General features: G+C 36.4%; 12 protein-coding genes. 11 read left to right on the top strand and 1 reads right to left on the bottom strand.

What is annotated here, in order from left to right:
* The first annotated feature begins 360 nt into the window (after nucleotides 1-360).
* From wecB to K1M91_RS01385, 11 genes are all read left to right on the top strand, one after another.
* Nucleotides 361-1491, top strand: a complete 1131-nt coding sequence (wecB, locus tag K1M91_RS01435; RefSeq protein WP_232799777.1) for a UDP-N-acetylglucosamine 2-epimerase (non-hydrolyzing) — start codon at nucleotides 361-363, stop codon at nucleotides 1489-1491.
* Between the two features lie 136 nt (nucleotides 1492-1627).
* A complete protein-coding gene (wecC, locus tag K1M91_RS01430) occupies nucleotides 1628-2869 on the top strand; it encodes a UDP-N-acetyl-D-mannosamine dehydrogenase (RefSeq protein ID WP_232799776.1) in 1242 nt (413 codons plus the stop codon).
* Between the two features lie 62 nt (nucleotides 2870-2931).
* Complete coding sequence (locus tag K1M91_RS01425; RefSeq protein WP_232799775.1) at nucleotides 2932-4185, top strand: hypothetical protein; 1254 nt, start codon at nucleotides 2932-2934, stop codon at nucleotides 4183-4185.
* Nucleotides 4179-5516, top strand: a complete 1338-nt coding sequence (locus K1M91_RS01420; RefSeq protein WP_232799774.1) for a hypothetical protein — start codon at nucleotides 4179-4181, stop codon at nucleotides 5514-5516. Before K1M91_RS01425 ends, K1M91_RS01420 begins: the two co-directional genes overlap by 7 nt.
* A gap of 9 nt (nucleotides 5517-5525) precedes the next feature.
* Nucleotides 5526-6578, top strand: a complete 1053-nt coding sequence (locus K1M91_RS01415) for a glycosyltransferase (protein ID WP_232799773.1) — start codon at nucleotides 5526-5528, stop codon at nucleotides 6576-6578.
* Between the two features lie 25 nt (nucleotides 6579-6603).
* Nucleotides 6604-7947 (top strand): phenylacetate--CoA ligase family protein, encoded by a 1344-nt coding sequence (locus tag K1M91_RS01410; protein ID WP_232799772.1) that lies wholly within the window; start codon nucleotides 6604-6606, stop codon nucleotides 7945-7947.
* 501 nt (nucleotides 7948-8448) lie between these two features.
* On the top strand, nucleotides 8449-9657 hold the full coding sequence (locus K1M91_RS01405) for an aspartate-semialdehyde dehydrogenase (RefSeq protein ID WP_232799771.1): 1209 nt from the start codon (nucleotides 8449-8451) through the stop codon (nucleotides 9655-9657).
* On the top strand, nucleotides 9644-10372 hold the full coding sequence (locus K1M91_RS01400; RefSeq protein ID WP_232799770.1) for a WecB/TagA/CpsF family glycosyltransferase: 729 nt from the start codon (nucleotides 9644-9646) through the stop codon (nucleotides 10370-10372). The genes K1M91_RS01405 and K1M91_RS01400 overlap by 14 nt, the downstream gene beginning before the upstream one ends.
* 21 nt (nucleotides 10373-10393) lie before the next feature.
* The gene (locus K1M91_RS01395) at nucleotides 10394-10810 is read left to right on the top strand and encodes a VanZ family protein (protein ID WP_232799769.1); all 417 of its coding nucleotides are present in this window, start codon (nucleotides 10394-10396) and stop codon (nucleotides 10808-10810) included.
* A 132-nt stretch (nucleotides 10811-10942) separates the two neighbouring features.
* Nucleotides 10943-11878: a hypothetical protein gene (locus K1M91_RS01390; protein ID WP_232799768.1), complete on the top strand. Its 936-nt coding sequence runs from the start codon at nucleotides 10943-10945 to the stop codon at nucleotides 11876-11878.
* A gap of 59 nt (nucleotides 11879-11937) precedes the next feature.
* Entirely contained in the window at nucleotides 11938-15084 is a 3147-nt protein-coding gene (locus K1M91_RS01385) for a heparin lyase I family protein (protein ID WP_232799767.1), read from the top strand.
* A gap of 502 nt (nucleotides 15085-15586) precedes the next feature.
* Here the strand turns inward: K1M91_RS01385 and K1M91_RS21310 are convergent.
* Nucleotides 15587-16144: an acyltransferase gene (locus K1M91_RS21310; protein ID WP_348983256.1), complete on the bottom strand. Its 558-nt coding sequence runs from the start codon at nucleotides 16142-16144 to the stop codon at nucleotides 15587-15589.
* Between the last annotated feature and the right edge of the window lie 331 nt (nucleotides 16145-16475).

Here is a 16475-nt window from a genome sequence, read left to right as displayed (position 1 = left end):
GAGTATCAGTCTTTTGCCTAGAAATAAAATTTGATCCAAAAATGTAAATAGACTATCACTTGTAAATCATTGTTTTAACATCAAACCCTCTGATACCCTGTCATTAAAGTGTCTTTGAACACTTGATAAACTAATTGTAATGCATACAATGTGCGAGCAATTAATTAGATCAAGCTCTCACTTTTTATTATTTATTTAATGATCAAAATAGTCTCACGCATGGATGTGTGGAATACAACGAAGGGAATCAGCCTTTAATATCCACATCACCCAGCTAAGAGTCATCGAGGTTTAACCAGCATTTGTAACATGATGCTGAGCCTTTTAACGCCATCAATTTATAGTTAGGGATGTTTTAGTATGATCAAGGTTTTATCTGTATTTGGTACGCGCCCGGAAGCCATTAAAATGGCGCCATTAGTACATGCATTATCTAAAGCTGAAGGTATCGAGGCTAAAGTCTGTGTAACGGCACAGCATCGTGAAATGCTTGACCAAGTGCTTAACTTATTTGAAATTGAGCCAGAATATGACCTGAATATAATGAAGCCAGGTCAATCATTATATGACGTTACATCTAACATACTAATGGGCTTAAAGCCAGTTTTAGAAGAATTCAAACCTCATATTGTGCTTGTCCATGGTGACACGGCGACAACGCTTTCAACTAGCTTAGCTGCTTACTATCAACAAATTGCTGTGGGTCATGTTGAAGCTGGTTTGCGTACTGGCAACATATATTCGCCTTGGCCAGAAGAAGGTAACCGAAAGCTAACTGGTGCAATAGCCACGTTACACTTTGCACCTACCAGTACTTCTGAGCAAAACTTACTTCAAGAAGGTATTGCTGCAAGCGGTATTGCTACCACGGGTAATACCGTTATTGATGCATTATTTTTAATAAAAGAGAAGCTAGCACAAGATACAGACTTAAATGCAACCCTAGCGGCAAAATTCCCTGAACTAGACTCAACTAAAAAGTTGATCTTAGTTACTGGTCATCGCCGTGAAAGTTTCGGTGGTGGGTTTGAGCGTATCTGTGAAGCGTTAGTTGAAATTGCCCAAAAATACCCTGAAAGCCAAGTGCTATACCCAGTGCATTTGAACCCAAATGTTCGTGAGCCAGTCAACCGCATCCTTAAAGATGTAAATAATGTTCACCTAATTGAGCCACAAGATTATCTGCCGTTTGTTTACCTGATGAACCAGGCGAACATCATCTTAACAGACTCAGGCGGTATTCAAGAAGAAGCGCCATCACTAGGCAAGCCTGTATTAGTTATGCGTGACACCACTGAACGCCCTGAAGCGGTAGAAGCGGGGACGGTGAAATTAGTCGGCACCGACAAGCAAGCTATTATTAGCGCAGTTGAAAGCCTATTAACTAATGAAGCGGAATATGAAGCCATGAGCCGAGCCCATAACCCATACGGTGACGGCAAAGCATGTGAACGCATCATCAACAAAATTAAACAGCACTTCGCTAAATAGTATCGAATGCCGCTCTGTAGTAGCTGCATTTACGCGCGATAGCATGTGAAAAGAAAATCAGTAGGAGCGGTATTGATACCGCAAAAAACAAAAATTTAAATTCGTCTAAAGACACCAAAATTGTAAAGGAATAACCATGTCATTTAAGAAAGTCTCCGTAATCGGCCTAGGGTACATTGGCTTACCAACTGCAGCTGTTGTTGCTTCTCGTGGTATTGAAGTAGTTGGCGTTGACGTCAACCAAGCCGCAGTCGATACCATTAATCAAGGTAATATCCACATTGTTGAGCCCGATTTAGACATTGTTGTTCGTGGTGTTGTTACAACGGGTAACTTACGCGCAACAACGACTCCAGAGCCAGCTGAAGCGTTTATGATCGCTGTGCCAACACCTTTTAAAGAAGGCAATGCACCTGATCTTAAATATATTGAAGCAGCGGCTAAGGCCATTGCTCCAGTATTAGAAAAGGGCAACCTTGTTATCCTTGAATCAACCTCTCCGGTTGGCGCTACAGAAAAACTAGCTGGTTGGTTAAAAGAAGCGCGTCCGGATTTAAGTTTCCCACAAGACGCAGGTGATATTGCCGACATTAAAGTTGCTCATTGCCCTGAGCGAGTTCTACCTGGCTATGTACTGCAAGAGCTAGTTGCAAATGACCGTGTTATTGGTGGTATGTCTAAAGCTTGTAGTGAGCGAGCGGTAGATCTATACAAAACTTTTGTACGCGGTGAATGTATTATCACCAACGCTCGTACTGCTGAAATGGCCAAACTAACGGAAAACTCATTCCGTGATGTCAACATTGCTTTTGCCAACGAGCTTTCTGTTATTAGTGACAAGCTAAAAATTAATGTGTGGGAGTTGATTAAGCTTGCCAATCGCCACCCACGTGTAAATATCTTAAGCCCTGGCCCAGGTGTTGGTGGTCATTGTATCGCAGTCGACCCATGGTTTATTGTCGATAGCTGCCCAGAAGAAGCAAAAATTATTCGTCAGGCGCGTTTAACTAATGATGAAAAACCTTACTATGTGATCTCGCAAATTGAAAAAGCAGCTGATGAATTTAAGCGACCAGTTATTGCTTGCCTTGGTTTAGCTTTTAAAGCTGACATTGATGATTTACGTGAAAGTCCAGCACTACAAATTGTTGAAGAGCTAGCAGCAAAAAATGTTGGGCAACTACTTGCTGTTGAGCCAAACGTGCATAGTTTACCAGAAAAGCTAATTAAGGCTGGTGTTGAGCAGGTAACGCTAGAAACAGCTTTAGAGAAAGCTAATATAATCGTTGTACTGGTTGACCATAAACAGTTTAAAGCAGCAGATAAAACGCAGTTCGCTACCAAGGTGGTTATTGATACTCGCGGAATTATGGGATAAGTGTTTGGCCCTGCAATACTACGCAGGGCCTTTTTTATTTTATAAATCTAAGGTTTGTGTGAATGGCTGTAATGAAACGTTTAAAAATTGATAATCTTGGCGCGTATCTTACGACTGGAGGGGGAGTTGCTGCTGCACAGCTAATTTCATTTGCTAGCGTCCCTCTTATTGCAAGGCTATCTGGTCCTGACGTTTTTGGTGAGTATACATATTATTTTTCTTTGTTAACTGTGTTGTGTGTTTTCTGTACATTAAAACTGGAGTTTTCAGTTTTTAATATTGAAGATAAACAAATCGAAATTCTCGAAAAAATTTTTAATCGCTATCTGCTAATCTCTTCTTCAATTACTGCAGTGGGGTTGCTCTTTATTTATGGTTCAAATGAACTATCTTGGTGGGTGACGACTCTTGTCTTTTTCTTATCACTTTATAGTATGTGTTGCTTTGAATTTAGGGTTCAAAAAAATATTCGCTTTGGCAATTTTATGAACAACGCTAAAGCCAGAGTCAGTCGTGCTGCTATTTTTCCAATTTTATTTTTAGCTCTATACTATTTTGGCTACGTTAGCTTTACGTCTATTTTTGCATCTTTTGCTTGTGCCAACCTGCTTTCTGATATTTTATTTATGCGCAATACTAACGTTCAGAGCCAAGAAGATAATGTAGTTAATAAAAAATCGATACAGCAACTTTGGCCCAAAGTTAGAAGAACTGTCCTTTACTTAACGCCAGCGCATTTTTTAAGGGGCTATACTAGTGGGGCGATTATTCTACTTTCAGGATTGCTGATAAGCGATAATGCAGCTCAAATCGGCATGTATGCCATCGCTATAAAGTTTCTTATTGCGCCTGCAAATATTATAACCAGTGCTACATCTGATGTTATTAAACGGGAAGTACTGGTTAACCCTATTGCCGCTTTAAAAAACTTTAAAAGAATATCAATATTCACTTGTCTGATCGGTATTGCTATTTCAGTAGTAGTTGTTTTTTTCTCCGGCTATTTATCTAGCTTCTTTCTTGGGGATGAATGGTTACCTGTATCAGATTATGCAATAGCTTTGCTGCCAAATTTTTTAGCTATTTTAATTTTGAGCCCATTAACACATTCATACTTAGTGCTGGGTAGGCAAGATATTGATTTTTATTGGCAGATTTCTAATTCAGTCGCAATTACTATTGGTGTTTTTTTTAGTATTAATTTCGGTTTTTTATTTGCGGTACAAGTTTATTCAATTATTTCCATGATAATGATGATTGTTTCATTCTGTATTTGCTATCGATTAATTAAAAATTCTAAGGCTATTGCATGCTAAGTAGAAACTCTCTAAATGTGCTGTTTAATGGTTTTGGCGAAAATATGTTTTTGTCATTAGTTGTTACATTAAATCTTGTTTTTATCGGTGTTTTTGCCAGTTATTTAGGAGTTCCAGAGCTTTATTGGTTGGGGAATATAGCTTTTTTGGCATTAGCTTTCTGGTTGTTTCTATTTGCGTTAAATCAGGGCATAAAGCATACATTATCTTCTTCTATTTTATTGGTTTGGTTGTTTTATTTGTTTGTTAGTTTTTTATTTTTAACTGAAGTGTTTGAGCTGCAAAAAGTTGCCTTTAAAGACTATCTCATTCCAACAGTTCTTTTGTATTGTCTTTCTTATGTACGTTTTAATGAAGTAAGTCTAGAGCTATTTTATAAGCAGATTAGATGGATATCAATTATACAAATTCCATTTGTTGTTCACCAATTCCTATTTGTTGCCCATAACTCTCTTTCTGGTCGTGAGATGGATTGGGATTTAATAGTTGGTACCTTTGGCTTTAACCCAGAAGGCGCAGGGGGAAATAGTGCTGGCTTTCTACTGTTTCAATGTTATTTCATTACTCTTTGTATTGCTAGGATGAGAAAAAATATAGCTGGGATGTTTGATTATATAGCACTATTCTTATCTGCTGGAACAATATTTTTTATCGAAGTTAAAATCGTTCTCGCTTTAGTGTTTTTTATTATGATCTCAGTTTTGGAATTAAAAGACATAAAAAGGCCTAAAGTTATCTTTTCATCTCTTTTCTTGGTTTTTGGTTTTTTGTTTCTCGTATTATATAACTATAACCAAAATTATAGTACAGGAGCAAGAGAAGGAAGGGGGATGGATGAATATGTGGTTAACATTTATGAGGAGTATTTTGTAGAACAAGAGGGGGGGGATTTTGATAGCACAGAAGTTAGTAGGGGCCTTGCAATTCAAATGTGGTTTGAAAAACAAACTAAATATTGGCCAGCTGAGGCTTATATCGGATATGGGCTAACCTCTTCTAAAGGTTCTAATGATACTGTTCCCGAAGCAGTTGTGTTTGGGTCACCTTTGCTTTTTGCTAGTACTCAGTTTACTGCTTATTTATGGGATGTAGGGATCATAGGGGTAATGATACTGCTAGCTTTTCTGGTTAGTTTATTAAGAGATTCGTTGATAGAGAGGCGAAATGAAAATGTATACGTATCTATATTCTCATCTGGTTCTGTATTTATTTTTTTAACTATGTTTTTATATCCTGTATACTCTTTGGTTATGCAGGTTAATGTAGTTTCTTTTACTTTGCTAGCTTTTGCTATCTGCATCAGTTTAAGCTTTAGAATGCATAAAAATTAGGTCTATTTTATGAAAAAAAAGTTATACATTATTTGCCCCAATCAGTTTGGTTATCTAATTGATACTTATCAATATGCTAAAAATTTAAAAAATGATTATGACGTCGTATATATCTCTTTCTATTATGGAATGGAGGCCATATCAGAAAGTGGTGTAGATGTTATAGAGTATAAATGTAATGATAAAGGTTTTAAGCGATGGTTTGGATTTGCTAGGTTTTGTGCATCAGTGGTTAAAGATAAAAATGCAACAGTATTTGTGAAATACTTTAGGCTATGTAGCTTGGTCAAACTGTTTGGTGGTAAAAATGATTATATTATGGATATAAGAACGGTAGCTATAGATAATAGTTATTTATATCGTTTAGTATTCAATGAAACGCTTAAGCTTGAATCTTTGTTTTTTAAAAAAATAACCGTAATATCAAAATCTGTTGCTGATTTTTTAAATATTTCAAAATATAGCATTATTCCACTTGGTTGCCCCGAATTTCAATTAGAGGATAAAGCTTTTAATTCTTTATCTTTGCTTTACGTAGGTACTTTATCTTGTAGGGATATCCATAAAACAGTAACAGGTCTAGCTACATATTTGAAAAGTTCATCCGACGGCTCCATTGTTTCTTACGACATTATCGGCGATGGCTACGCAAATGAAGTTGACGAGCTTAAAGCATTGGTGAAAAGTCTTGGTTTGGAAGCTATTGTAAACGTTCATGGGAGGATCCCATTTAACAAGTTAAACCCTTATTATGAAAAAGCGAATGTTGGTATTTCATTCGTACCTATGACGGAACATTTTGATGTACAGCCTGTGACAAAAACACTGGAATATCTTGCTGCGGGCATGGCTGTTATAGGAACAAGAACATCCGCGCAGATGAAAATATTAACAGATGATCTAGGTGTATTAGTTAATGATAGTGAAGATGACTTTGCGCGCGGTATAGCTAAACTGGTTGATAGAAAAGGAAGTTTTAATTCTTCTCATCAGACTATGGCTGTAAAGGATATGAGTTGGAGTTCTATTTCAAAAAAATTAGACAGTGATGTTTTATCATAGGACAATTATATAGATGTTCAGGTCGTTGTTTTATAAAAATCAACCTCATTATTTGCAAAGCTTATTGCTTTCTTCTCGTTCCGTTTTTCGCTCATTTATTCGTGAAGGACGTGCTATGAGGCTGGTTCAGGATGAGATTGAACAGCTAGAATATGATAAAAATCGCGCCAATGACTTTATTCATAAGCAGTTACGCTTGCAAGTAACAAATGCATTTGAAAATACACCTTATTATTCTAGGTTAGATTTTAGCATTGATAATGTCGATAATTATGTTGACGTGCTAAAACTGCTACCATTGATGGAAAAGTCGACCTATTTAACAAGAGGCGATTTATTCTTAAATCAAAACTATAAAGGTTTCACTATTAAGGGGGCTAGCAGTGGTACAACAGGTGTCCCTTTATCTGTTCCCCAATCGCTAGAGTCGGTAATTAGGGAGAGTGCTTTCGTTTGGCGCCAGCTGAAGTGGGCAGGCTATCAGCCCGGTGATAAAAGAGCTTGGTTGCGAGGTGACATGATTGTGCCAGTCGATAGCTTAACAGCGCCATTTTGGCGATATTCATATTTTGAAAATATGCTACTTTTCTCATCGTTTCACCTCGAAGAAAAAACTATATCATTGTATATAAAAGCAATGGTTGATTTCGGCACAAATATTATACAGGCGTATCCTTCGTCTATTGTTGCAATTGCAAAATATTTGCGACATAGGAAGATGAATTACCCTGGAAAGATAAAAGCGATCATTACATCATCGGAAACATTGAGTATATGGGATAGAAAGTTGTTGGAAAGCACATTTCAATGTGCCGTTTTTGATTGGTATGGACTATTTGAACGAGTGGCTGCTATTGGGACTTGTGAATATGGGCGTTACCATCAATTAACTGACTATAGCTATGTTGAATTCCATGAGAGAGATGGTGGTTTACATGAGATAGTTGGAACTAATTTTAACAATAACTTGTTTCCCTTTCTAAGATATAAAACAAATGATTTTGTAACCTTATCTAATAAGCAATGTCCCTGTGGTCGACATTATCCTGTGGTTGATAATGTTGAGGGGCGTAGTCGAGATTATTTAATTACAGATAGAGGAAAAAGGCTAACAATGGTTAGCCAATTGTATAAGAACATTAATGGGATTTATGCAGCCCAATTTATTCAAGAAAGTATTAGAAAGCTTGACGTTTTACTAGTTGTTGATGCTAGTGAATATAATGCTTTTAGCCGTTCTTTACTAATATCCAATATTAAAAGAAAGCTGGGTAATAGCATCGATGTTGTTACATTTATTGTCGATAGCATTCCAAGAACGCAGAACGGAAAAGTTAAGCATGCCATATGCAATATAGAAGAGTTTTGACTTTTAGGATTGATAATGAAAAGAATTTAACTTAGTTGTAACGGGTGGCTTAAACGATATTGGAGTTATAGTTAAAGTTTTAAATTTTAATAGTTCAAGTTTTTTAAAATAAAATGTAAAGTTTTTAAGGTGTATGAAGAAAAAGGTGTGATTTTTATTGAATAAACTTACATTTATTGACGAAGTTTTAAATTTTTTCTACTATTTGGAATTTAATTTTTTGGGTTTTGTCACACATCTGTTACTGCAAGATAATGCTCTACTCGTAAGCACTAATTATTAAAATTGTTAAAAATTTTAATCCACAGACATTGCTTCATCTCCATGGGGTTGGGGTTGAAAAATATTAAAATGTTTTGGTGAATAGAGTAAAGTTGACGTTTAGTAATAATTTTATGACGAAATAGCTATTCCTACTTTCTCCAATATAGATCATGAATTTAGATTCTCGTGAATATCTTTGTTATGTGAGATAACAGGTGGAATTTTTAGGTAGAAGATATGCAATTAATAAAAGAAAAAATGACATTACAAGATAGAGTTAACGCTATTTCGAAAGATATTTTATCTTCATCCCAGAAGAATGAATACAAAGGAGCAGATCCATTTGATGGCCTTAATAGTAAATTTTTTAATCTCTTTCCTAGTTTGAAAAAAGGCTACTTCGGCCTTGCTTGGATTCAGTTTCATAAACGTTCGGTTGTCAATTTTAGAGATTTGTTTTTTATTCCAAAAGGCCGTAACCCAAAAGGCATCGGGCTTTTTATTCTTGGTTTGATAGAGCAGTATAAAAAAACGAATTCAAGTGACTATTTAAATGAAGCTATTGAGTTAGCTGATTGGTTGTTAACTGTGAAAAGCGATGTGAAGGAATGGGGGCATGCTTGCTGGGGTTATCATTTTGACTGGAATGCAAGGGCGTTTTTTGTTCCTAAAGGAAAGCCAAACGTAATTACTACTATATATGTTAGTCAGGCACTTTTGGCTCTAAGTGAATTAACAAATAACAATGAATATAAAAATGCAGCCATCGATGCCGCATATTTTATAAAGAAAAGTTTACTCTCAGAAGTTGATGGCAAACCATTTATTGCTTATATCCCTGGCGAGAAGGCATTTGTTCATAATGCCAGTTTATGGGGAGCGGCATGGCTAGCAAAAGTTTCAACAATAAATCAAGATTCTGAGCTTGCTACCATTGCCTTAGATGTCGCTAAACTGTCCGTTGATGAGCAAGGAGAGGATGGTTCTTGGGTTTATGGTCATAGGGAGCATCATCAATTTATTGATGGTTTTCATTCTGGTTATAACTTAGAAGCGCTTCATTTGATAAAGGAATCGCTAAACACAGATATTTTCGATGAAAGCATTGCAAAAGGCCTTGATTATTATCGTAAATCATTCTTTTCTGAGGAGGGGGCCGCAAAATATTATAATAATAATCAATACCCTTTAGATATGCACTCAGTTTCACAAGCTATTTTTACTTTATTAAAAGTGGGCGGAACTGCTGAAGATATCAAGCAAGTTGAAAAAACAATAAATTGGTCAATTGATAAATTATATTTGAATAACAAGAATAAATTTATTTATCAGAAAACACCACTCTTCACAAATAGCACAAACTATATCAGATGGACTCAGGCTTGGGTTTTTTATTCATTTTCTTACTTTAGTAATCAAAGGAACGCAATAAATGAAAACAATTAATATGTTGGGCGTTAAAATGCATGCGTCAACTATGTCTGAAACGGTTTCACATATTAGGGAAAAGATATTAGCCGGTGGCTTCACTCAACATGTTGTAGTTAACGTTGCTAAATTGGTTAATATGAAAAAGGATCTGCAATTAGCGGAGTCTGTTGAACAGTGCGATATTATTAACATAGACGGGATGGGGGTTGTTTGGGGAGGTCGTTTATTAGGTTTAGATATACCTGAACGCGTTGCTGGTGTCGATTTGTTTCATAATTTACTCAATATGAGCCAAGAAAATGAATTCCCGATTTTTTTACTTGGAGCCACAGATGAGGTTGTTCAGAAAACAGCTGATAAAGTTCAGCAATTATATCCTAATCTAAAAGTGGCTGGTTACCATAATGGATATTTTTGGGACAATGAGGAAGCTGTTGTTGATAAAATTTCTAAGTCAGGCGCTAGATTATTGTTTGTTGCAATTACCTCACCAAAAAAAGAAAACTTCATTAATAAATGGAAAGATAAATTAGGTGTCGATTTTGTGATGGGCGTAGGTGGTACATTTGATGTCGTAGCTGGGAAAGTAAATCGAGCGCCATTGTGGATGCAAAAATACGGCCTAGAGTGGTTTTATCGTGTATTACAAGAGCCAGGAAGAATGTGGAAACGCTACTTAGTGACGAATAGTAAGTTTTTTTGGTTGTTGATGAAAGCAAAATTTTCTTAAGCCTTTTTATAAGTGAAAGTAATGAAATTTATCAATAGAAAAGACCTGATCGCTTACACGCAAAGAAATATTATTAGCTTTTTCTTTTTGTTGTTTGCTTGTAGTTTTGTTTTTTTATTAACTTTTAGCAAAAGTTCAGGTGTGGGGGTTAGGTTTTTTTACTACTTTCAATGGATTATTGGCGGAGATAAATCGTTGCATATGCTATCTTCCGGATTGATTACCTTCTCATTTCATTGGTTTTTGTATAATGCATACCAGCGTAGGACTCACTTCTTAATTTGCTTGCTTTTTATTTTGTCAGTTTTTTCCCTAGAAGAAATAGCGCAAATTTTTTTTCCATCACGTCAGTTTGATTTAGCTGATTTATCGGCAAGCGCCTTAGGTGTAGTTCTAGTTAGCATACCTTTTTATTTTTCTTTCAGGAAGCGAGAGTAAAATGGCATTATTCAGTATTACGAATTATGACATTACTCATCATGCATATACCCATTTTAGCAATAGAAGATAGATTCAATATTGTTTTTTTAAGTGAGTGGGGTTTTTATGAAAATTTGTCGGCAATTGATAATGTTGATTTTGGTTATAATGAGCTCTCACTCGTTGGCAGTTAGCCATTGTGAAAACTTAACCGAACATCAAAATAAGTTCAATAATTTAACTACGTCAGCAGGGTTGTTGGGTCTTTTGTATACCTCTATAAAATCGGAAAAAATTTTATATATAGACCAAAAATATTTCTCTTGTTTAGGGTGTACCAATATAGCATTTGGCAGTTTTATGTATGAAAACTTTGAGCAGAACCCCAATGTTCAATCGGCTACATTACTTTATACAGAAGGTGCAATGAGTCCTGAGCTAGGTAAGGCCTCGTTACGCAAACCGTATAACCGTATTGTTCCCACTGATGCCTATATGCTGTTGAATTTGCTAGTGCAAGGTAAACAACAAAAACTTAATAAAGGCTATCTTGTTGAAACTTATCCTATTCAAGTTCCCCTTGAATATCGAGATTGTTTAGAGCAGGGGTCAATCGAGCAGCAGGCTTATTGTGCTGGGCAAAAAAAGTTACGCACAGATATTGGTTTTGAAGAAAACCAAGCAGAAAGAGTTTTTACTCGACATCATTTTCCTAATTTGCTGTTTATTGATAGCAGTAAGATAAGCTTACCTCATTTAGAGCAATTATGTCGTTTAGTGGATGACGGTGGACTCGAGTTAAGCAATGATCTTGAAGCTGGATTATATCGTGCCAGTTCTCATTTTTTACCTAAAGATGAGCTAAGTAGCATTTTTACATCTGTTTTCGATAACTCTTCTTCTATCTTGATACAATTGTTGAATTATAATCTTTACCGCTCTGGTTCAGAGACAGCTGAAGACCTAAATGTTCAAGACACAAAAGACACATTAGCAATTCTGCTTGACGTTTACGACCAGAACAAGACCAGTAATATTAAGGTTTTTGTTCGGGATGGATATCAAAGTACCGCTTTGGATAGATGAGTTGGTACTTGGATTTTGTTAAAACTTTTCTCGTTAAATGAATTGACTGAGAGGATTAAATGCTTAGAATTTCCCTTTTTTGCTTACTATCTATTGCATTATTAGCAGGCTGTAATAATGAGTCGCAGGTACAAAGCTCCAATCCCGATATCGCTATCAGTAAATCTGTTGATCTACAAGTTGAAGAATTAACACCCGTTAGTCTCGAGTTAGATGATGCTCAAGCGACAGATATAAAATGGCAGCAAACACAAGGGCAAAAAGTTCACTTTGTTGAGAAACGTAGTCGCTTAATGTTCTTAGCTCCCTCAACCAATGTTCCTCTTGGCTTTAGCGCTACATCCAAAAATTCTAATGGTAGAGTAGAAAAGCAAGTATTTAATGTAAAAGTCAGTGCTACAATTAGTGGTTTTGTTGTTGACGACCCGATCGTTGGTGCAACAGTCAGGTTATTATCAGCAAATGGAGATGAAGAATTCGCGAATACAAAAACAGATAATCAAGGGAAATACCAATTTACTAATTCTCTAGAATTAGATACCTATAGAGTTAAAATTGACGCGCTCTCTGGGTCGTTTTCTGATGGACGAGTTTTTCAAGCGAATATGACGGCTGTTTGTGACAATTTAACAGAGCGCCATCGTTGTCATGTCACCCCTCTTTCAACTTTGATTGTGAAGTATATTGATAGTAGCGATGGCGTTTTATCGAAAGCTGATGCCGTTTCAAAAATCGAAACAGCACTCCAAATATCTTTGAAAGATGATCCATTTATTGATTCTGTACCAAATACAAATTTTCAAAATAAATTCAATACTCGCAATGCTAGAGCATACATTGGTGATGGTGAAAATTTAGAACCTTGGCTGGACACTTTATTTCAGTATGTTCAAAATTATTCCGCGGATCCTTCTATTCAACCAGTGTTAACTTATCCGATTAACGAGTGGATTGAGCCTAGCCAAGACTATACTGGCCCAACTGTTACCCCAACAGCAATACCCACAGCGGTTCCGACTGTTTTACCAACATCTGTGCCATCTGTCGTACCTACTACGGCACCAACACCAGTCCCACCTGTTGTGCCTACAGTGGTACCAACACCTGTGCCTACAGTGGTACCAACACCTGTGCCTACAGTGGTACCAACACCTGTGCCTACGGTGGTACCAACACCTATACCAACAGAGCCACCAATTTTACCCACTACAGCCCCTACTTTAGAGCCAACTATAGCTCCAACAGGTGCACCTGATTTCAAATACACTAAGAATGTTTTAGATTACGGCTTCATTAGTGATGACTTAACCGACGATAGTGGCGCAATGATAAGATTGCTAGAATCAGCTGAAACTAATGATATTATCTATTTCCCATCCGGAGAATACCATTTTGAGTCGGAAATTATTTTTCCGGATAACTTTCCTAAGAATGTGACTTTTGTTGGTACTGATTCTACTTTTGTCACGAAACTAATCTCTCCGAACAAAGGGAAATTTAGTGGCAACGCATTATGGAACTTAGAAGCAATAGAGCAATTTACGATAGATAATATAAATTTTAAAGGGATTTACACGACTAACAGTGAGATTATAGATAAAAATGATGGGCTCCTGATCAGTTCATCTAACGGGACCATCATAAAAAACAGCTCTTTCCATGGCTTTGGCGATGCATGCATTAGAGTTACATCTTCAACCAATCTCCCACCACCTGGTAGAGCTTCAATTAACACAAGAATTGACAGTAATAATTTTTCCGAGTGCGTTGGCGTTTCAACCGCCAATTATTTAAAAGGATATACTTCAACTGACTCAATATCGATTACGAATAATAATTTTTATGATGTCATTTATGGATTGAAGTTAGTATCAGATGAACCATCAACAGATGTAACAGTATTGAGTAACAAATTTATTGACTCGAAATCTGATGCAATTCTATTTAATACTTATCGCTCTATCACTGTGAAAAACAATGGCTTTTCAGGCATAAGAGGCTTTTCGGTAAATGTAACGCCAGCAAAATATTTCGATGAAAAAGTTATAGATAGCATTTTTATAGTTAATAATTTTATTAAAAATAGTCGCTATGGTATTAGACTAAAACCATTTGACCAAAACTTAGTTAACAATCCTATAAATGTACCAGTAGGCGAAGTTAATATTCGCGATAATTACTTTGAAGGCATTTACCACGACACGCTAATGGGAGGTAATAATACATCAAAATATTACCAAGTGATTCGTTTAAACCCATACACAGAGGGGATGATTGATAACTTTGTACTAGAAAATAACCGTTATTTTGATATTTCTGAACCTGATGGTGGAGAGCTATACAACGAAGAATTTTTAAGGTTAACAACGCTCAATCAATTTATTAAAGGAAACATTAATATAAAAACAGCACCTTTTTTATTCAAAGGTGATGAGCTTAACAATAATTATCAGCCTCCATTGCCAGTAGTAACTAAAGTTGTAAATTGGGATCATTTCTTCCCGTCGCAGCATGAGTATGAAGTCGCATACCCTGACAATATAGGCTATTCCATCGAAAAAATAACTGCTCCCTCATATGTGAGGCGAGGACTTGCCGCGGCCAAATTTAAACTTAATAGTATTTCAGACCCTCTTGTACATGGCTCACATAGGGCCGAAATAGTGGGAGACTTGATCTCTGAAGAGTATGCTGAGCGATGGTTTTCGTTTTCTACAATGCTGAGTGGAGATTATGATTATAGTAAAGGGGCTGAAAGTATTTTTCAGGTCCACACATCACCTTCTGACGGCAATTGGGAAAGAGATATATCTACCCCGTACGCTTTGATTACAGCTGAGGGCAAGTATCGCTTTAAAGTTGCGGGTTCTGATAAAGTACCCATTCCATTAGTGAAGAAGACTCTTTTTATTATTTCTGATTACGAGAGGTTGGTCTGGGTTGATTGGGTATTTAATGTTTATCACCACCCAGTAAATGGATTTGTTAAAATATGGCAAAACGGAAATTTAGTTGTTAATTATTCTGGGCCTGTTGGCTATTCGGTAGACTCTTATAACCATAATACTTATCCTAAGTGGGGATTATATCGCTGGGATTGGGTGTTGAATCCAGAGATTAAATCGAGAACACTATTTATTGATGAAATAAAAGTGGGAGGTAAAGAGGCTTCATATGAAATAATGACTTCAAGCTTTAATAATTAGTATATCTATTATTGGTAGAACTATTATTAGCCAGATAGGTAACCTTATTTATTGTAGCAAGACTTGTTCGATTTTTATGCTACAAATAAGTCATTTTATCTACAGTTTTCGACAGGAAAAGTGTTATCGTCTGGCTAACTAATCGCGAATTTTCCGTCTATTTTCACTGCACGTGATATAACATCAATGTGCTTCAACATGTAAGTATCTGATGTAGGAAAATATTGTCGCTCCAAACTGACTCACCTCTTGTATCCATGATACGTATTTTGTGCGTTGTGGGAATGAGGTGAGTCACCCTTGCTCTGCTACAAAGTAAATTTAATTTCTTCGTAACACCAGATAGTCGCTCCTTAGAAATAAGTACTATGGAAAATGTGGGGCGTATTGTGTGGTTAATTGAACGCTTACGCCAGACGGGGGCGTTGGCGAGGAAGGTTTAGATTATCGATCGAGAGGTCATGGGTGCCGGTATCGCGACACCTATTTTTATTTGTTGGTTTTATACATCTAGCTTTTTAATAATACGAGCAGGATTTCCCGCGACAAGAGTATTTTTAGGAACGGACTTTGTGACAACTGAATTGGCTGCCACTATAGAATTTTCACCAATTTCTACCCCCTTGAGTATAAGGGAGTTCATTCCAACCCATACATTATTTCTAATAATAATTGGTGAGCTCTCAGGTGGCTCTCTTCTCTTCATAACATCAATTGATGTACGGTGAGAATCGTTATCAACTATTTTACAGCCTGGGCCAAACATACAGTTATCTTCAATTGAAACCTGAGTTCGACAATGAATCCTAGTTCCATTTAGAAGGCAATTATTACCTATAGATATTTTTGAATCCTTACAGTGTGCCTGTAAGCCTGTTTTAAAGGGTTCCCCATCAGGGAAAGAGTTCAAGTTAACATTGTTGCCAATTTTAATGTTACCAATATTCGAAATAATGACTGATTTACCTTTCAATTTTGAGCCGTAAGTCACTCCATGTAAACTAAGCCTTACTCTCAAAAGTAGTATCCCTGGTAATTTAAAAAATTTTTTCAATATCACATATATTCCTTATATATCTAGCATCCTATTGTATTACTTCTAATACACTTGCTTAATTTTGATTAGCTCTATTTATAACTCATTGCTGCTAGCTAACTTCTTGAATCGTAGGGTAGTAACGCAAGCTCACATTATGCTGAGGAGTAACTTGATATCGAAAAATCAAGATACGTAAACTTCGTAAACTATAACATCAAATTGTTAAAGGGGGCTTGTGAATAAAGTATGAATCTTGGCTGCGCTAGAATCGCAACTGTTCTGGTCTAATCCCATCGGACACTTAATTTTGAGACAATAACGTCAATAGATTAAGGAAATGATATGAGCCTGA

This window comes from Motilimonas sp. E26, from assembly GCF_021278025.1.
GTDB lineage: Bacteria > Pseudomonadota > Gammaproteobacteria > Enterobacterales > CBDFNC01 > Motilimonas.
The sequence above is the reverse complement of the archived record's forward strand: the minus strand, read 5'-3'. Positions and strand labels throughout refer to the sequence as shown.